Source organism: Streptomyces sp. NPDC053474 (assembly GCF_044544845.1).
GTDB lineage: Bacteria > Actinomycetota > Actinomycetes > Streptomycetales > Streptomycetaceae > Streptomyces.
This window is the reverse complement of record NZ_JBITXV010000021.1, coordinates 55,438-71,213: the sequence shown is the minus strand read 5'-3', so window position 1 is coordinate 71,213 and position 15,776 is coordinate 55,438. Positions and strand designations below refer to the sequence as shown.

At 74.6% G+C, this 15,776-nt stretch carries 17 protein-coding genes; 7 read left to right on the top strand and 10 right to left on the bottom strand.

Annotated elements, in window-relative coordinates; genetic code table 11:
• Positions 1 to 52: 52 nt before the first annotated feature.
• Complete coding sequence (locus tag ACIG3E_RS36140; protein ID WP_399624424.1) at positions 53 to 1,114, bottom strand: alkene reductase; 1,062 nt, start codon at positions 1,112 to 1,114, stop codon at positions 53 to 55.
• 189 nt (positions 1,115 to 1,303) lie between these two features.
• Here ACIG3E_RS36140 and ACIG3E_RS36135 point away from each other — a divergent pair, with 189 nt between their 5' ends.
• Positions 1,304 to 1,798: a MarR family winged helix-turn-helix transcriptional regulator gene (locus tag ACIG3E_RS36135; RefSeq protein ID WP_399624422.1), complete on the top strand. Its 495-nt coding sequence runs from the start codon at positions 1,304 to 1,306 to the stop codon at positions 1,796 to 1,798.
• Here the strand turns inward: ACIG3E_RS36135 and ACIG3E_RS36130 are convergent.
• From ACIG3E_RS36130 to ACIG3E_RS36120, 3 genes are all read right to left on the bottom strand, one after another.
• Complete coding sequence (locus ACIG3E_RS36130; RefSeq protein ID WP_399624420.1) at positions 1,788 to 2,879, bottom strand: aminotransferase class V-fold PLP-dependent enzyme; 1,092 nt, start codon at positions 2,877 to 2,879, stop codon at positions 1,788 to 1,790. The genes ACIG3E_RS36135 and ACIG3E_RS36130 overlap by 11 nt on opposite strands.
• A 98-nt stretch (positions 2,880 to 2,977) precedes the next feature.
• Positions 2,978 to 3,733, bottom strand: coding sequence for a DsbA family oxidoreductase (locus ACIG3E_RS36125; RefSeq protein WP_399624584.1), 756 nt, complete (start codon positions 3,731 to 3,733; stop codon positions 2,978 to 2,980).
• A gap of 54 nt (positions 3,734 to 3,787) precedes the next feature.
• Positions 3,788 to 4,198, bottom strand: a complete 411-nt coding sequence (locus ACIG3E_RS36120; protein ID WP_399624418.1) for a winged helix-turn-helix transcriptional regulator — start codon at positions 4,196 to 4,198, stop codon at positions 3,788 to 3,790.
• A gap of 62 nt (positions 4,199 to 4,260) precedes the next feature.
• On the opposite strand from ACIG3E_RS36120, the gene ACIG3E_RS36115 reads away from it, so the two are divergent.
• The gene (locus tag ACIG3E_RS36115) at positions 4,261 to 5,379 is read left to right on the top strand and encodes a Gfo/Idh/MocA family protein (RefSeq protein ID WP_399624416.1); all 1,119 of its coding nucleotides are present in this window, start codon (positions 4,261 to 4,263) and stop codon (positions 5,377 to 5,379) included.
• A 70-nt stretch (positions 5,380 to 5,449) separates the two neighbouring features.
• On the opposite strand, the gene ACIG3E_RS36110 is transcribed toward ACIG3E_RS36115, so the two are convergent.
• Positions 5,450 to 6,076 (bottom strand): DUF1349 domain-containing protein, encoded by a 627-nt coding sequence (locus ACIG3E_RS36110; RefSeq protein WP_399624414.1) that lies wholly within the window; start codon positions 6,074 to 6,076, stop codon positions 5,450 to 5,452.
• Between the two features lie 4 nt (positions 6,077 to 6,080).
• A complete protein-coding gene (locus ACIG3E_RS36105; RefSeq protein WP_399624412.1) occupies positions 6,081 to 7,610 on the bottom strand; it encodes an aldehyde dehydrogenase (NADP(+)) in 1,530 nt (509 codons plus the stop codon).
• A 166-nt stretch (positions 7,611 to 7,776) separates the two neighbouring features.
• Between ACIG3E_RS36105 and ACIG3E_RS36100 the strand changes: the two genes are divergently transcribed.
• From ACIG3E_RS36100 to ACIG3E_RS36080, 5 genes are all read left to right on the top strand, one after another.
• On the top strand, positions 7,777 to 8,550 hold the full coding sequence (locus tag ACIG3E_RS36100; RefSeq protein ID WP_242716368.1) for an IclR family transcriptional regulator: 774 nt from the start codon (positions 7,777 to 7,779) through the stop codon (positions 8,548 to 8,550).
• Positions 8,551 to 8,646: 96 nt separating this feature from the next.
• A complete protein-coding gene (locus ACIG3E_RS36095; protein WP_399624409.1) occupies positions 8,647 to 9,648 on the top strand; it encodes a hypothetical protein in 1,002 nt (333 codons plus the stop codon).
• Entirely contained in the window at positions 9,645 to 10,919 is a 1,275-nt protein-coding gene (locus ACIG3E_RS36090; RefSeq protein WP_399624407.1) for a sensor histidine kinase, read from the top strand. Before ACIG3E_RS36095 ends, ACIG3E_RS36090 begins: the two co-directional genes overlap by 4 nt.
• A 35-nt stretch (positions 10,920 to 10,954) precedes the next feature.
• On the top strand, positions 10,955 to 11,614 hold the full coding sequence (locus tag ACIG3E_RS36085) for a response regulator (RefSeq protein ID WP_399624406.1): 660 nt from the start codon (positions 10,955 to 10,957) through the stop codon (positions 11,612 to 11,614).
• Between the two features lie 63 nt (positions 11,615 to 11,677).
• Positions 11,678 to 13,126, top strand: coding sequence for a peptidoglycan D,D-transpeptidase FtsI family protein (locus ACIG3E_RS36080; protein WP_399624404.1), 1,449 nt, complete (start codon positions 11,678 to 11,680; stop codon positions 13,124 to 13,126).
• 37 nt (positions 13,127 to 13,163) lie between these two features.
• Here ACIG3E_RS36080 and ACIG3E_RS36075 read toward each other — a convergent pair whose 3' ends face one another.
• The 4 genes from ACIG3E_RS36075 to ACIG3E_RS36060 all read right to left on the bottom strand — a co-directional run bounded on the left by ACIG3E_RS36075 (position 13,164) and on the right by ACIG3E_RS36060 (position 15,706).
• Positions 13,164 to 13,883, bottom strand: coding sequence for a hypothetical protein (locus ACIG3E_RS36075; RefSeq protein WP_399624402.1), 720 nt, complete (start codon positions 13,881 to 13,883; stop codon positions 13,164 to 13,166).
• Positions 13,880 to 14,218 carry a PadR family transcriptional regulator gene (locus tag ACIG3E_RS36070; protein ID WP_399624400.1) on the bottom strand — a complete coding sequence of 113 codons (339 nt, stop codon included), beginning with the start codon at positions 14,216 to 14,218 and terminating at the stop codon, positions 13,880 to 13,882. The genes ACIG3E_RS36075 and ACIG3E_RS36070 overlap by 4 nt, the downstream gene beginning before the upstream one ends.
• The gene (locus tag ACIG3E_RS36065; RefSeq protein WP_399624398.1) at positions 14,215 to 14,949 is read right to left on the bottom strand and encodes a type II CAAX prenyl endopeptidase Rce1 family protein; all 735 of its coding nucleotides are present in this window, start codon (positions 14,947 to 14,949) and stop codon (positions 14,215 to 14,217) included. Before ACIG3E_RS36065 ends, ACIG3E_RS36070 begins: the two co-directional genes overlap by 4 nt.
• Before the next feature lie 130 nt (positions 14,950 to 15,079).
• Positions 15,080 to 15,706 carry a TIGR03086 family metal-binding protein gene (locus ACIG3E_RS36060; protein ID WP_399624396.1) on the bottom strand — a complete coding sequence of 209 codons (627 nt, stop codon included), beginning with the start codon at positions 15,704 to 15,706 and terminating at the stop codon, positions 15,080 to 15,082.
• Between the last annotated feature and the right edge of the window lie 70 nt (positions 15,707 to 15,776).

Here is a 15,776-nt window from a genome sequence, read left to right as displayed (position 1 = left end):
CCCGCGCGCACGCGGAAGGGCCCGGCACCCCACGGTGCCGGGCCCTTTGCGGTCAGAGCGCCGGGTAGTCGGTGTAGCCCTTCGCGTCGCCGCCGTAGAACGTGGCGCGGTCGGGCTCGTTGAACGGGCCGCCCGCCTTCAGGCGCGCCGGCAGGTCCGGGTTGGCGAGGAACAGCGCGCCGAAGGAGAGGATGTCGGCCGTACCGTCCTCGATGAGGGCCAGCTCGCCCGGGCCGGTCGGCCCCTCGGTGGCCGGGTTGAGGATGAACGGGCCGTCGAAGCCCTTGCGCAGGGCGGTGACCAGGTCGCGGATCGGGCCGACCTCCATGACGTGCAGATAGGCGAGGCCGAGCGGGGAGAGCTGCTCGACGAGGGCGAGGTAGGTCTCCTCGGGGTCCGGCTCGTGGATGCCGTTGAGCGGGTTGCCGGGCGAGAGGCGGATGCCGGTGCGGGCCGCGCCGATCTCGGCGGAGACGGCCTTGGCGACCTCGACGGCGAAGCGGACGCGGTTCTCGACCGAGCCGCCCCATTCGTCGGTGCGCTGGTTGGAGCCGGGCGCGAGGAACTGGTGGATCAGATAGCCGTTGGCGCCGTGCAGCTCGACGCCGTCGAAGCCCGCCTCGATCGCGTTGCGCGCGGCGGTCACGAACTCGCCGATGGTGGCGCGCACCTCGTCGCCGGTCAGCTCGCGCGGCGTGACGTAGTCCTTGGGGCCCTCGTGCGTGTACACCTGGCCCTCGGCGGCTATCGGGGACGCGCCGACGGGCACGAGGCCGTCGGGCAGGAGCACCGGGTGGCCGATGCGGCCGGTGTGCATGAGCTGGGCGAAGATCGTGCCGCCCGCGGCGTGCACGGCGTCGGTGACCTTGCGCCAGCCCTCGACCTGCTCGGCGCTGTGCAGACCGGGGGTGTCGGGGTAGCCCTGGCCGACCGCCGACGGCTGGACGCCCTCGGTGATGAGGAGGCCCGCGGTGGCGCGCTGTGCGTAGTACTCGGCGTTGAGGTCGGTCGGCACGCCGCCCGCCGCGGCCCTGCTGCGGGTCATCGGGGCCATCGCGATGCGGTTGGCGAGGGGGGTGCCGACGAGGTCAATGGGGTCGAACGCGGTGGTCATGGCGGGCTCCAAAACATCCGTAGCTAGTCCTGGCCCACCATTCTTGGTCGGCCAAGCAATTCAACCGGGAGTCACTGTAGCGCATTCCTTGGCCGACCAAGGTAATCTCGGGGAGGACGTCGCGAAGGCGGGGGAAGGCGTCGACGACACCGGCCGAACGAACGACCCTCACCGCCGAGGAGCTGTGCCATGAAGACCGAAGCCGAGCGGGCCGAGCCCGCGTGTCCGTCCGCGGCCCGGGGCGGGCCCGTCAGCACCAGCATCGCCCGGGTCGCGCGGCTGCACCGCATCGCCGCGGGCAAGCTCCTGAAGGACGCCGGTCTCTACCCCGGCCAGGAGCTGATGATGATGCACCTGTGGGAGTCGGGCGCCGTGCGTCAGTCGGAGCTCGTCAAGATGGTCGAGCTCGACCCCTCGACGGTCACGAAGATGCTCCAGCGCCTGGAGCAGGCCGGACACGTGCGGCGCCGCCCCGACCCCGCCGACCGGCGGGCCGTGCTCGTCGAGGCCACGGACGACGACAACGGCCTGATGAGCGCCGTGGAGGCCGCCTGGACCAAGCTGGAGCAGCACACGCTCGCGGGCCTCGAACCGGACGAGCGGGCCCAGCTGGGGCGGCTGCTCTCCCGCGTCGAGGCCAATCTGTGCGTGGAGACGGCGGGCTGCCCGGAGGTCAGCCGCTGAGGGCGGCGAGCAGGCGGTCCACGTCGGCCGCCGTGTTGTAGAAGTGGAACGCGGCCCGCAGCTGGCCCGCGCGGTCCGAGACCTCGATGCCCGCCGCGCTCAACTCCGGCTGCCGGGCGCCGAGTCCGGGCACCGCCACGATGGGCGAGCCCGGCGCGGGCACCGGCTCGTGGCCGAGCTCGGCGAGCCCGGCGCGGAAGCGGTCCGCGAGGGCCAGGTCGTGCGCGCCGATCGCGGCCACGCCGAGCTCCTCGATCAGCTCCAGGCAGTGCCGGGCGCCCGCGTACGCGAGCAGGGCCGGGCTCTCGTCGAACCGGCGCGCGGAGTGGGCGAGTTCCCCGACCGGGCCGTAGCAGCTGTCCCAGGGGCGCTCCCCCGCGACCCAGCCCGCGAGCACCGGGCGCAGGCCGCCGAAGCCCTCGGACTCCTCCGGCGCGACGAAGAAGGCGACGCCGCGCGGGCAGGTGAGCCACTTGAAGCCGACGGACGCCGTGAAGTCGGCCGTCGCGACGTGGTCGCCCAGGTCGTACCAGCCCGCCGCCTGCGAGGCGTCGAGGTAGAGGCGGGCGCCGTGGGCGCGGACGGCCGCGCGCAGCGCGTCGAGGTCCACGATCCGGCCGTCGGCCGACTGCGCGACGCTGACCGCGACCAGAGCCGTGCCGGGGCGGACCGACTCGGCAAGGCGCTCCAGGGGCACGGCGCGCACCTTCAGGTCCGCGCGCATGTGGAAGGGGTTCACCGTCGAGCTGAAGTCGGCCTCGGCGGTGAGGACTTCGGCGCCCTCCGGCAGCGAGGCGGCGACCAGGCCGCTGTAGACGGCCACCGACGCGCCCGCCGCGACCCGGCTCACCGGCACGCCGACGAGCCGCGCGAAGGCGGCGCGGGCCGCCTCCACGTCCGCGAACATGTCGACGGGGCGGCCCTGCGCCACGGAGAGGGCGCCCTCGTGCATCGCGGTGACGGCACGGGCCGGGAGCAGGCCGGTGCTCGCGCTGTTCAGATACGTGGTCCTGGGAGCGAACGCGGAGCGTACGAGGGTCGAATCGAGGCTCTGGCCGGTGCGCGGTCCGGTGGTCTCCATGGGATCACTGTGCCCCCTGACCGCGCGCCGGTCCATCGCGGATCTGTGAACGGTACCGGTAAGCACCGCTGATCCGTGTGCCCCGCGGCCCCGTCGGGTCAGGCCTGCGGCACCGCGCAGCCGTCCGGGCCGCAGGCCTGAGCGTCCTGGCCGCCGGGGGCGCCGCCGGTGGCGCCGTCGCTGTCGCCGCCGAGCACCGTCAGCGGCGACCGGCTGCCCCAGGCCTGCTCCAGGGCCTGCTCGAAGACCTCGGCGGGCTGGGCGCCGGAGACGCCGTACGTGCGGTCGAGGACGAAGAACGGCACGCCGTTCGCGCCGAGCTCGGCGGCCTCGCGCTCGTCCGCGCGCACGTCGTCGGCGTAGGCGGCGGGGTCGGCGAGGACCGCGCGGGCCGCCTCGGGGTCGAGGCCCGCCTCGGCGGCGAGGGCCACGAGGCGCTCGTCGTCGTCGAAGACCGACTGCTCCTCGGCGAAGTTCGCCCGGTACAGGGCGGCGATCAGCGCGTCCTGCCGGTCGGCGCCCGCGGCCTTGGCGAAGTGCAGCAGGCGGTGCATGTCGAAGGTGTTGCCGTGGTCGCGGCCCTTGGTGCGGTAGGCGAGGCCCTCCGCGCCCGCCTGCGCGCCGACGCCCTCCTCGGCCGCCTCGGCCTGCGCCCGGGACATCCCGTACTTGCGCTCCAGCATGGTGATCACCGGGGCGGTGTCGCCCTTGGCGCGGTGCGGGTCGAGCTCGAAGGAGCGGTGCACCACCTCGACGGCGTCGCGGTGGGGGAAGCCCGCGAGCGCCCGCTCGAAGCGGGCCTTGCCCACGTAGCACCAGGGGCAGGCGATGTCGCTCCAGATCTCGACGCGCATGTTCTGACTCATCTCCAGGTTCCGCGATGCGGAGACGGCCTCCGCTCCTGGGGTTCAACCCCCGGCGGGCCCCGTCCATTCCTCGGGCCGGGTGAAATGTGCCGTGTTCGCCCGGATCCAGGTGCGCAGCTGGGCCAGCGGCTCCAGGGCGCCCCGGCCGAGCGCGGTCAGCTCGTACTCGACGCGGGGCGGCACCTCGGCGTGGACGGTGCGCAGCACCAGGCCGTAGTCCTCCAGGCGCCGCAGCGTCCGCGTGAGGACCTTGGGGCTGATCCCCTCCAGCTTGCGGCGCAGCTCGCCGAAGCGGCGCGGCCCGTCGGCGAGGGCGGTGATCGCGAGGCCCGTCCACTTGTTGGCGAGCAGCTCGAAGATCTCCCGGCCGGGGCACAGCAGGCCGTAGATGTCGTGCTTGTGCGTGGCGTCGGTCCGGGCGCCGACGGGGGAAACACCGCTCTGACCTGTCATGGTTTCCAGAATATAGTTGGGGCCCTTGCGGGTGATCAGGGGTCGGCTCCTACGTTTCGGCCATGGAGATCCGCACCCAGAACCCCGTCAGGACCGGCATCGTCGGTCTCTCCGCCCGCGGCGGCTGGGCCCCGCAGTCGCATCTGCCCGCCCTGGCCCGCCTCGACGGCTACGAACTGCTCGCCCTTGCCGCGTCGAGCCCCGAGTCCGCCCGCGCCGCCGGTGCGCGCTACGGCGTTCCGCGCGCGTACGGCAGCACCCGCGAGCTCGTCCGGGACCCCGACGTCGACCTCGTCGTGGTCAGCGTCCGCGTGCCGCTGCACCGCGAGGTGATCCTGGCGGCGCTCGCGGCGGGCAAGGCCGTCCTGTCGGAGTGGCCGCTCGGCAACGGCCTCGCGGAGGCCGAGGAGCTGGCCGCCGCCGCGAAGGCCGCGGGCGTGCGCACGTTCGCCGGGCTCCAGGCGCGCTCGGCGCCCGCCGTGCGGTACGTCCGCGACCTGGTCGCCGACGGCTTCACCGGCGAGGTCCTGTCCACGACCCTCGTCGCGTCGGGGCGCCGCTGGGGCCCCACCTTCGAGCCGGGCGCCGACTACCTCCTGGACCGGGACAACGGCGGCACGATGCTCACCATCCCCTTCGGCCACACCGTCGACGCCCTGGCCATGGTGCTCGGCGAGTTCACCGAGGTCTCGGCGACCACCGCGACCCGGCGCCCCCTCGTGCGCGAGGAGGGCTCGGGGCGCACCGCCGCCATGACGGTCGACGACCAGATCGCGGTGAGCGGGCGGCTGACGTCCGGTGCGGTCGCCTCCGTGCACTTCCGGGGCGGCCTCGCGCGCGGCACCACGTTCCACTGGGAGATCAACGGCACGGACGGCGACCTCGTGGTCACCGGCGACCACGGGCACCTCCAGCAGGCCCGCCTCACCGTGCGCGGGGCCCGGGGCGCGGAGCCCGCCCTGCGCGAACTGCCCGTGCCCGAGCGGTACTTCGACGTGCCCGCGCTGGACGACGTGCGCGGCGAGGTGCCGTACAACATCGGCGTCCAGTACGCCGAGGTCCTGCGCGACCTGCGCGAAGGCACTTCGGGTGTGCCGGACTTCGCCCACGCGGCGCGGCGGCAGCGGCTGCTCGACGCGGTCGAGCGGGCCGCCGCCACGGGTGTGCGCGTTGCGCTGTGACCGGAGACCTGCGGGCCGTCTGTGGCTGAGCGCGCAGTTCCCCGCGCCCCTTACGGGGCACTTGCCCCCCTCAGGAGCCGTCCCTCAAGGCCTTCGGCCAGTTGGGGCGGAATTCGATGTGGTCGAAGGTCACCACGCAGCCCTCGCCCTGGGGCGACTGCGCGAGGAAGCCGACCAGCGCGGCGGACGCCGCGGCCGCGTCGCCGAGCTGGAAGATGCGGACGAACGTCCAGCGCGCGCCGTCCGTCGACGCGTGGAAGGCGAACGCCGTGCCGGTGCGGCTGATCCGCAGCCACACGTGGGAGCCGTCGACCACGAAGGCGTTGGCGTCGTCGGAGCGGCCCCGGGTGACGACGGTGCAGATCGTGGGCAGGTCCGGGGAGCGCTCGAAGCAGAGCTTCGCCCACTCCCGTTCGCCGACGTGCAGATAGAGCACGCCCGCGTCGAAGGCGGCCGCGAAGCCGACCGTGACGCGGGCGATCAGCTGGAAGTCCCCCTCGGGCGCGCCGAGCAGCCGGGGCGCGTCGGACGCGGGGTCCAGGGCCTCCCCGGTGGGCGGCACGAAGCGGTCCTGGCGGGGTCCCGCCCAACCGGTGAGGACCCCGTCCTCGTAACCCCAGTCGCCGTCGGGCCCGTACGGTCTGAGCGGGAAGGGCAGTTCGGGCAGCGCGAGGCTGCCGGTGTCCGTGGCGTTCATGCCGTCAGTGTTCCAGGCGGCCGTCGCAACGGCGGGGCAGACCCAGGGGATTGGCGTCGTGGAGCTCCGGCGGAAGGAGCGCCTCGGGGGTGCTCTGGTACACGACGGGGCGCAGCCAGCGCTCGATGGCGGTGCCGCCGACGGAGGTGGAGGTGCTGGTCGTCGCCGGGTAGGGGCCGCCGTGGTGCTGCGCGGGGGCCACGGCGACACCGGTGGGCCAGCCGTTGACGAGGACGCGGCCCGCGAGCGGCGTCAGTTCGGCGAGCAGCTCGGTGCCGCGGCCCTCGCCCGCGGCCTCCTCGGCCGAGAGCTGCACGGTCGCCGTGAGGTTGCCGGGGAGCCGGGCGAGCACGGCGGTGATCTCCTGCCGGGACGCGTAGCGGGCGACGACGGTGACCGGGCCGAAGCACTCCTCCAGGAGCAGGTCGTGCTCCCCCGCCGCGGCCAGGCGCGCCGCGGGGACGGTGAGGAACCCGGCGGCCACCGTGTGCTCGCCGCCCGCGCCCGGCGTCACCGGCGCGCTCACGTCCGGGAGTCCGGCGCGCTCGGTGACCCCGGCGACGAAGTTGTCGCGCATGCGGTGGTCGAGGAGCACGCCCGGCTCGAAGTCGCCGACGGCGTCGGTGAGGGACTTCACCAGGCGGTCGCCGTCGGCCCCCTCGGGGGCGAGGACGAGGCCCGGCTTCACGCAGAACTGGCCGACGCCGAGCGTCATCGAGCCCGCGAGGCCGGTGCCGATCTGCTCGGCGCGCTCGGCGGCGGCGGCCTCGGTGACGACGACGGGGTTGAGCGAGCCCAGCTCGCCGTGGAAGGGGATCGGCACCGGGCGCGCGGCCGCCGCGTCGAAGAGGGCGCGGCCGCCGCGTATCGAGCCGGTGAACCCGGCGGCGGCGACCAGCGGGTGCCGGATCAGTTCGAGGCCCGCGTCGAAGCCGTGCACCAGGCCGACGACCTCGCCCGGGATGCCGTGCTCGGCGGCCGCGCGGCGCAGCACGGACGCGACGAGCTCGGAGGTGGCCGGGTGGTCGGGGTGCGCCTTGACGACGACGGGGCAGCCCGCGGCGAGCGCGCTCGCGGTGTCGCCGCCGGGCACGGAGAAGGCGAAGGGGAAGTTGGAGGCCCCGTAGACGGCGACGACTCCGAGCGGGACCCGGTAGCGGCGCAGGTCGGGGGTGGGGGGCGTGGTGTTCGCGTCGGGGTGGTCGATGACGACGCCCAGGTAGGCGCCCTCGTCGACGACGTCCGCGAAGGCGCGCAGCTGGAAGCGGGTGCGGGCGAGCTCGCCGCCGAGCCGGGCCTGGCCGAGCGCCGTCTCCGCGTCGGCGGCCTCCACCAGCGGGCCCTCGGCGCCGCCCAGGAGGTCCGCGGCGGTGCGCAGGAAGGCCGCGCGGGTCGCGCGGTCCGCGAGGGCGGCGCGTGCCGCGTGCGCCGCGGCGACGATCCGGCCGACCTCCTCGGCCGTGGCTTCGACGGCGACCTGCTCGCGCCGCTTCCCGGTTCGGGGGTCGACGCTCCACACTGGTGTTGCTGCCACCGGGGGTCCTCCAGGTTTCCCAGAAATCCACGATTGATGTGCCGTTGCCACCGCCGTTTGCTCCTCACCCACCACGGCCGTTCGATATACTGAACGCTGTCTCCCATGGTGAATCCGGCGGGGACAGTGGAGACTATTTCTCGTCGCACGTGAGGGGTCAAGGGCGATGGCGGCTGCTGAGACGGGCGGGGGCGCGCAGGTCAAGTCCGCGGTGCGGACGGTGGAGTTGCTCGAGTTCTTCGCGGGCCGCCCCGGGATGCACTCCCTGGCCGACGTCCAAGAGGCCGTCGGCTACCCGAAGTCCAGCCTCTACATGCTGCTCCGCACGCTCGTCGAGCTGGGCTGGATCGAGACCGACGCCACCGGCACGCGGTACGGCATCGGGGTGCGCGCCCTGCTCGTCGGCACCTCGTACATCGACGGCGACGAGGTCGTCGCGGCGGCCCGGCCCACGCTCGACCGGCTCTCCGACGACACCACCGAGACGATCCACCTCGCGCGGCTCGACGGCACGAACGTGGTGTATCTGGCCACCCGCCAGTCCCAGCACTATCTGCGCCCGTTCACCCGCGTGGGCCGCAGGCTGCCCGCGCACTCCACCTCGCTCGGCAAGGCGCTGCTCGCCACCCACACCGACGAACAGGTGCGCAAGCTGCTGCCGCAGACGCTGCCGTCGCTCACCGAGAACACGATCACCGACCGCGAGCAGCTCATCGAGGAGCTGCGCACCGTGCGGGAGCAGGGCTTCGCCGTGGACCGCGAGGAGAACACGCTCGGCCTGCGCTGCTTCGGCGTGGCCATCCCCTACCGCACGCCCGCGCGGGACGCGATCAGCTGCTCCGTGCCGGTGGCCCGGCTCACGCCCGCGCACGAGCAGATGGTCAAGGACGCGCTCTTCGACGCCCGCGACCGGCTCACCCTGGCCACGCGGCGGCTCTGACCTCCTCTTCGGCGGCGGTCCCCCTCCCCCGCGCGGCGGAGGCGGTTCGTCGCCGGGCAGGAGGTGGCGCGGGCGGCCGCGCGCCAGCCTGGAGGCATGACCCAGCTCCTCGTCCCCGCCGCCGGTCTCCCCGCCGCCGAAAGGCCCGGCAGGACCCGCCGCGCCTTGCGCGCCGTCGCCGTCGCCTCCTGCCTGCCGTATCTGTCCCTGAAGGCGGCCTGGATCGCGGGGAGCCACCTCGGCATCCCGGAGGGCAGCGCGCTCCTCGACCACCGCGGCGTCATGATCGCCGCCAACGCCCTGACCGTGCTCATGGACGCGGCCGTGATCGCCCTCGCGCTGCTGCTCACCCGGCCCTGGGGGCGCCGCGCCCCGGCGTGGCTGCTTGCCCTGCCGATGTGGGCGGCCACCGGACTGCTCGCGCCGATCATGGCCGGGTTCCCGGCGCAGCTCGCGGTGCGGGCGCTCGGCGGCTCGGTGAACAGCGCCGAGGACACCGGCCGCGAGCCCTTCCTCGACGAGTGGGTCTTCGGGGTGGTGTACGGCGGCTTCATCCTCCAAGGCCTCAGCCTGGGCCTGCTGTTCGCCCTGTACGCGCGCGACCGCTGGGGCCACGTGTGGCGCGGCCGGGTGGCGGGGCTCGCGGCCCCCGGCCGGGGCGCGCGGCTGTGCGCGCTCGCCGCGGCCGTCCTCGCGCTGTACCCGGCGGCCCTGCGGCTGCTGTGGGCGAGCGGCTCGACGCTCGGCCTCAGCGCGGCCCGGGCCGCGGAGCGCACCAGCGACTTCTACGTCCTGCAGGCCCTGGAGGCCTGCTACCTCGCGGCGGCCGTGGCGGGCGCCTGGACGCTGGCCTTCCGGTGGCGGCCCGCGCTGCCCGTGCGGGTGCCGCTCGCGCTCGCCTGGCTGGGGTCGGGGGCGGTGGCGTGCTGGGGCGCCTGGCTGCTGATCGCCTCGCTCGGGCCTACGGACGACGTGGCCGCGCGGCCGACGGCGGCCATGGTCCTGTCCTACGCTGTGCAGATGATCATCGGAACGCTCGTGGCCGCCGTCGGCGTCCGCCTGCTCATGCAGCGCGCGGGCCGCGGCGGGGCCGCGTGAGACGCCTCGGCTCGGCCCTGTTCGGGCGGCGGGCGCGGCGCCGGTGGATCCATCTGGTCCTCGGCGGCGCGGTCGCCATGCCGTACGTCTTCGTGGGTTCGATCCTGTCGGGGCCGCTCTTCGGCGACGACCGGTTCTTCGGCTCGTTCGCCGCCCAACTCCTCGCGTTCGCCCTCGGGTTGCCGCTGGCGGCGATCACCGCGCTGTTCCCGCTGACCCGGCCCATGTCGGTGGCGGCGGTGCGGGCGCTGTGCGCGGTGCCGGACGAGGCGCTGGCCGACGGGCCGCCGCGCACGCGTCAGGAGCGCGGGCGCACAGTCCTGTGGTTCACGCTGCACCTCGGGCTGGGCGGGATCATCAGCGGGATGACGCTGGCGCTCGTGCCGTTCGCGACGTTCCTGCTCGTGCTGCCGGTCTTCGTGGGGCTGCGGGACTCCTGGCTCGGCCTGCCCGACGCGCTGCACGTCCCCTGGACCCTGGGGCTCGCGCCGGTCGTGGGCGCCCTGTCCCTGCTGGCGCTCGCCGGGTGCGCGGCGGGGTGCGGCGTGCTGCTCGCGCGGTGGGCGCCGCTGCTGCTCGGGCCCACGCCCGCCGACCGGCTGGCCGCCGCCGAGCAGCGCGCCGCCGACCTCGCCGTGCGCAACCGCCTCGCCCGCGAGCTGCACGACTCCGTGGGCCACGCGCTGAGCGCGGTCACGCTCCAGGCGAGCGCCGCCCGCCGGGTCCTCGACCACGACCCGGAGTTCGTGCGCGAGGCCCTCGCCGCCATCGAGGACACCACCCGGCGCACCGTCGGCGAGCTGGACGCGGTCCTCGGCGTCCTGCGCGAGGGCGACCAGCGGGCCTCGACGGCGCCCGCGCCGACGCTCGCCGCCGACCTGGACGGGCTCCTGCGCCGCACCCGCGCGGGCGGCCTGCGGGTGAAGGCCGCCGTCGACCTCGGCCCCGGCGGCGCCGACGCGCTGCCGCCGATGGTGTCCCGCGAGGCGTACCGCATCGTGCAGGAAGCCCTCAGCAACGCCCTCAAGCACGGCGGCGCCGACACCGCCGTGACGCTGCGGATCACGCGTGACGACACCGGCCTCGACCTGAGCGCCGAGAACCCGCTGCCGTCGGCGCCGCCCGACACCGCGGCCGACCGGCCCGGCGGCGGCCACGGCCTGCGCGGCATCGCCGACCGGGCCCGGCTGCTCGGCGGCACCACCGCGGCCGGGCCCGAGGCCGGGGTGTGGCGGCTGCGCGTCCGCCTGCCGCTGCGACCGCCCGCCTGACCCCCTGCCCGCGTGACCCACCTGGAGGCCCGCCCATGACCGACACCCCGCTGCGCATCGTGCTCGCCGACGACGAGCGCATGGTGCGCACGGCGCTGCGCGTCATCCTCACCGCCGAGCCCGACCTGGAGGTCGTCGGCGAGGCGGCGACCGGCGCCGAGGCGGTGTCCGTCGTCCGGGAGCTGCGGCCCGACGTGGTCCTGATGGACGTGCGCATGCCGGAGGTCGACGGCATCCGCGCCACGGAGCAGATCCTCCAGACGATGGCGGAGCCGCCGCGCGTCGTGGTCGTCACCACCTTCGAGAACGACGCGTACGTGTACGAGGCGCTGCGCGCCGGAGCGTCCGGCTTCCTGCTCAAGCGGGCCGACGCGGACTCCCTGGTGCAGGCGGTGCGCCTGGTCGCGCGCAGCGACTCGCTGCTGTTTCCCACCGCCGTGCGCGCCCTGGCCGCCGAGCACGCACGGGCCACGACCGCGCAGGCCCCCTGGGTGGCCCGGCTCACCGGGCGCGAGCGCGAGGTCCTGAACCTGATGGCGGCCGGGCTCACCAACGCCGAGATCGCCGGGCGCATGGAGGTGGGCCCGGCGACGGTCAAGACGCACGTGGCGGCGGTCCTGGCGAAGACGGGCGCCCGGGACCGCACGCAGGCCGTGATCGCGGCGTACGAGGCGGGCTTCATGAAGAACGCCTGAGAAACAGGACACACCAGCGCAAGACGGGAACGCCCCGGCCCCGGACGCTCGTCCTTGTCAGGGATGAACAAGACGATCAGGCACACCGCGGTCTTCACGCTGCTCCTGGTGTTCGCGCTGCTTGTGCGGGCCACCTGGGTGCAGTTCCACGACTCGAAGGCGCTCGCGGAGGACAAGCTGAACAAACGGAACGCGATCAAGACCTACGGGAACCCGCTCGGCGACATCATCGTGGCCGGTGAGTCCGTCACCGGCTCCAAGCGCACCTCGGGCGGCGACCTGGCGTACAAGCGCACGTACAAGAACGGACCGCTGTACGCGTCGGTCACCGGCTACAGCTCGCAGGTGTACGGCGCCACGCAGCTCGAAGGCATCTACAAGGACCTCCTGGACGGCAGCGACAACCGGCTGAAGAACCCGCTCGACACGCTCACCAACAAGCGTGCCGACCCCGGTGACGTCGTGACCACCATCGACCCGGCCGTCCAGAAGGCCGGGTACAAGGCGCTCGGCGACAAGAAGGGCGCCGCCGTCGCCATCGACCCCAAGACCGGCAAGATCCTCGGGATGGTCTCCACGCCGTCGTACGACCCGTCGAAGATCAGCGGCTCGAACGACGGCGACGCGTGGAAGGCGCTCACCGGCGACAAGGACAAGCCGATGGTGAACCGCGCGCTGCGCCAGCCGCTGCCGCCCGGCTCGACCTTCAAGCTGGTGGTCGCGGCGGCCGCCCTGGAGGACGGCCTGTACGACTCGGTCGACCAGCGGACCAAGAGCCCGGACCCGTACACGCTGCCCGGCACGCGCACGTCCATCCCGAACGAGGTCAAGTCCGCGCCCTGCGAGAACGCCTCGCTGCGCACCGCGCTCCAGTGGTCGTGCAACAACGTCTTCACCAAGCTCGCCGTCGACCTCGGCCAGGACAAGCTGCGGGCGCAGGCGGAGAAGTTCGGCTTCAACGCGGAGAAGCTGGACGTGCCGGTACGCGCGGGCGTCAGCCTGTACCCGAAGGGCATGGACAAGGCGAGCACCGGCCTCACCGGCATCGGCCAGTTCGACGTGACCGCGACGCCGCTGCAGATGGCCATGGTGTCGGCCGCGATCGCCAACGGCGGGGAGCTGAAGTCCCCGCACATGGTCTCCAAGACCACGACCGCCGACGGCGACGTCCTGAACGACTACGACGGGGACGCGGGCTCGGAGCGCGTCGTCAGCGAGGCCACCGCCGACCAGCTCGCCTCCGCGATGCGGTCGGTCGTCGAGAAGGGCACGGCGACGAACGCGCGCATCAGCGGGGCGACCGTGGGCGGCAAGACGGGTACGGCCCAGCACGGCGAGAACAACAGCAAGACGCCGTACGCCTGGTTCACGTCCTACGCCAAGGGGTCCGACGGCAAGGAGGTCGCCGTCGCGGTCATCGTCGAGTCCTCCGACGCGGCCCGCTCCGAAGTCAGCGGCAACGGCCTGGCGGCCCCCATCGCCACGGCCATGATGCGAGCCGCGCTGCGCTGAGCCCCTCGGGGCACTGTGCCCAGCCGTCGGCGAGGGCTCAGCGGCGCCTGCTCAGGGCGAAGGCCGCGCCCAGCGGGAGCAGGGCCCCGGCCGCCAGGCCGGTGAGCAGCCCGAGCCCGCTCATCGGGTCGCCGCCGTCGCGCACCACGGCGGCGGCCACGGCGCACAGGACCACCCCGCACAGCGCGTAGAACCGGCGGCCGAGGAAGACCCGGCGCGCGGGCGGCGCGGGCGGGGCGCCGCCCAGCTCGGCCGCGGGCCCGTCGCTCGCCGCCCGAGGCCGCTTGAACCAGGCGTACACCGCCCAGTTCCCGCACGCCTCCCACCCGTCCGGCGCGAGCCGCTCGTCGAGCCCCTCCCGCCCCCGCGAGACGAGCTCGCGCCGGTACTCCCACCGCTGCGGCCGCTCCCGGTCGCGTCGGCACACGAAACGGCCGAGCGCGTCGACGCCTTCGACCTCCCAGCCCTCGTCGCCGAACCGCCCGAGCAGTTCCTCGTCGACGGACGTGTCGGCGGTCCACCGCCAGGTCTCGGCGCCCGCCGCGGGCGGCACCGGCGCCGCGGCCCCGGGTGCGAGGTGGCGTGCGAACTCCTCGACGGGGCCGAACTCCGCGACCGGGTCGGCCCCGCACTCCGCGAGGTGCGCGGCGAGGTCCGCGGTGGTCTCCCGCACCTGCCCGTCGGGGAGGCCGAGCTCGCGCAGGCGCGTGGCGAGGCGCGTCAGATAGGTGCCGTCCATCGCATAGGTGTCGCTCATCGCACACCCGCCCGGGCGAGGGCGTCGCGTACGGAGGTGTCGAAGGCCAGCCACAGTGCGCCCTGTTCGGCGAGGACCTGGCGTCCGGCCGGGGTCAGCGTGTAGTAGCGCCGCCCCGGTCCCTTCTCCGCGGCGCGGAACTCGGCCGCGACGAGGTCCGCCTCCTCCAGGCGGTTGAGCACCGGGTACAGCGTGCCGCCCCGGATCTGCCCGAACCCGGCGGTGTCGAGCCGCTTGGCGATCTCGTAGCCGTAGCTCTCGCCCTCGGTGAGGCTCGCGAGGACCAGCAGGTCGAGCACGCCCTTGAACCAGCTGGCGCGGCGGTCGGCGCTCACGCCGTGCCGCGCTTCGCGTACGGCAGGTCGGGCGCGGGGATCGTCAGGTCGCGCACGGAGAGTATGACGTGCACGGCGACGGAGAGCAGCAGGCTGCCGGTGGCCAGGTACAGGCCGGTGAGCAGGGCCCCGAAGAGGGCGAAGACGACCACGCCGGTGCCGCCCTGGTACCACCCGGCGAGCGCGTACACGGCGAGCGACAGCGCGGCGGCCGCGTACAACGGCAGGCCGAGGGCGCCGACTCCGAAGGCGATGAGCAGGCCGCGGTAGACGAACTCGGCGCAGACGCCGTCGGTCACGGCGGCGGCGACGGCGAGCCGCCGCTCCCGCGCGGTGCGCGGGAGCATGGCCTCGATGGCGGCGCGGCCGGGGATGTGCTTGCCCTGCCTGGCCAGTTCCTGGAAGTGGCGGCTCGACACGGCGGCGGCGACGCCGAAGAGCAGGACGACCGGCACCGTGTACGGAGCGTCGGCGGGCAGCGTGACGCCGAAGTCGGCCGGGGCGGCGCCGGGCGAGAGCAGCAGGACCGCCGCTGCCAGCGCGGCAAGGCCCCACCAGGAGGCGATCACGTAGCTGAAGTAGCGGACGAGCGCGCCCGGTTCGGTGGCGCGGCGGCGGGCGAGCGAGCCGTACATGCGGCGGCCCAGCCAGGGCTCGCCGAGCAGCAGATAGCCGGCGAGCGCGCCCCCGACGGCCGTGGCGGCCACCGAGAGGTCGGGCGAGATCGACATGGGTCCCCCTGGACGACGAACGTGCGCACACGGCGGATGCGCGTGTGACTGGCTGGTCAGAGCTAGACCGTAGGGCCAGCTAGTCAGTTACGCAAACTAGATCGGGGCGCCGAGTGCCGGGCGCCCCGGGCTACGGGCGCCAGTGCGGGTCGCGGCCGCTGAGCGCGACGACGCGGTCCAGGAGGGAGGCCTCCGGCGGGACGGGCACCGGCGGCCCGAAGAGCTCGCCCCGCGCCGCCGGGCCCTCGGCCTCGGTGGCGGACAGCATCGCGTGGGCGACGCCGAGGCTCGCCGCGTCCGGCGCGTACTCCTGGCCGGTGGCCCGCGCCAGGTCCCAGCCGTGCACGACGAGTTCGTCGACGGCGACGACCCCGGCCACCTCGGCGGGCAGGTCCACACCGCCCGCCCGGGTCTGCCCGGTCCACGCGGCGGAGTCGCGCCACACCTCCGCGAGCTCGGCCAGGCGGCGCGGCAGCTCGTCGCGCCAGTCGGGCCCGAGGTCGGGCAGCGCGCTCGACGGGTCGGTGTCGGTGCGGGCGCCGAGGTCCTTGCGCGCGGCGTCGGTGAACGCGGCGGCGAGCCCGACGAGGTGGCCGAGCAGATGGCGCACGGCGTAGTCGGGGCAGGGCGTCGGCCCGTCCAGCTGGTCGTCGGTCACCCCCGCGGCCAGGCTCGCCACCAGGCGGGCCTGTGGCCTGAGGTCCGGCAGCTCGTGCGGCTCCCCCGCGTCCGGCAGGGGGTTCGTGGTCTCCGGCATGGCCGTCTCCTTCAGGTCGTCGAGCGGGCCCCGGCGGGCCCGCTTTCTGACCTGACTGCCCCGGCCGCCG

What these genes read in the sequence shown, in the direction of transcription:
- ACIG3E_RS36080 (WP_399624404.1), top strand. Translation starts at nt 11,678, where the DNA reads ATGAACAAGACGATCAGGCACACCGCGGTCTTCACGCTGCTCCTGGTG.
- ACIG3E_RS36100 (WP_242716368.1), top strand. Translation starts at nt 7,777, where the DNA reads ATGGCGGCTGCTGAGACGGGCGGGGGCGCGCAGGTCAAGTCCGCGGTG.
- ACIG3E_RS36095 (WP_399624409.1), top strand. Translation starts at nt 8,647, where the DNA reads ATGACCCAGCTCCTCGTCCCCGCCGCCGGTCTCCCCGCCGCCGAAAGG.
- ACIG3E_RS36140 (WP_399624424.1), bottom strand. Translation starts at nt 1,114, where the DNA reads ATGACCACCGCGTTCGACCCCATTGACCTCGTCGGCACCCCCCTCGCC.
- ACIG3E_RS36065 (WP_399624398.1), bottom strand. Translation starts at nt 14,949, where the DNA reads ATGTCGATCTCGCCCGACCTCTCGGTGGCCGCCACGGCCGTCGGGGGC.
- ACIG3E_RS36110 (WP_399624414.1), bottom strand. Translation starts at nt 6,076, where the DNA reads ATGAACGCCACGGACACCGGCAGCCTCGCGCTGCCCGAACTGCCCTTC.
- ACIG3E_RS36075 (WP_399624402.1), bottom strand. Translation starts at nt 13,883, where the DNA reads ATGAGCGACACCTATGCGATGGACGGCACCTATCTGACGCGCCTCGCC.
- ACIG3E_RS36115 (WP_399624416.1), top strand. Translation starts at nt 4,261, where the DNA reads ATGGAGATCCGCACCCAGAACCCCGTCAGGACCGGCATCGTCGGTCTC.
- ACIG3E_RS36135 (WP_399624422.1), top strand. Translation starts at nt 1,304, where the DNA reads ATGAAGACCGAAGCCGAGCGGGCCGAGCCCGCGTGTCCGTCCGCGGCC.
- ACIG3E_RS36085 (WP_399624406.1), top strand. Translation starts at nt 10,955, where the DNA reads ATGACCGACACCCCGCTGCGCATCGTGCTCGCCGACGACGAGCGCATG.
- ACIG3E_RS36120 (WP_399624418.1), bottom strand. Translation starts at nt 4,198, where the DNA reads ATGACAGGTCAGAGCGGTGTTTCCCCCGTCGGCGCCCGGACCGACGCC.
- ACIG3E_RS36060 (WP_399624396.1), bottom strand. Translation starts at nt 15,706, where the DNA reads ATGCCGGAGACCACGAACCCCCTGCCGGACGCGGGGGAGCCGCACGAG.
- ACIG3E_RS36125 (WP_399624584.1), bottom strand. Translation starts at nt 3,733, where the DNA reads ATGCGCGTCGAGATCTGGAGCGACATCGCCTGCCCCTGGTGCTACGTG.
- ACIG3E_RS36130 (WP_399624420.1), bottom strand. Translation starts at nt 2,879, where the DNA reads ATGGAGACCACCGGACCGCGCACCGGCCAGAGCCTCGATTCGACCCTC.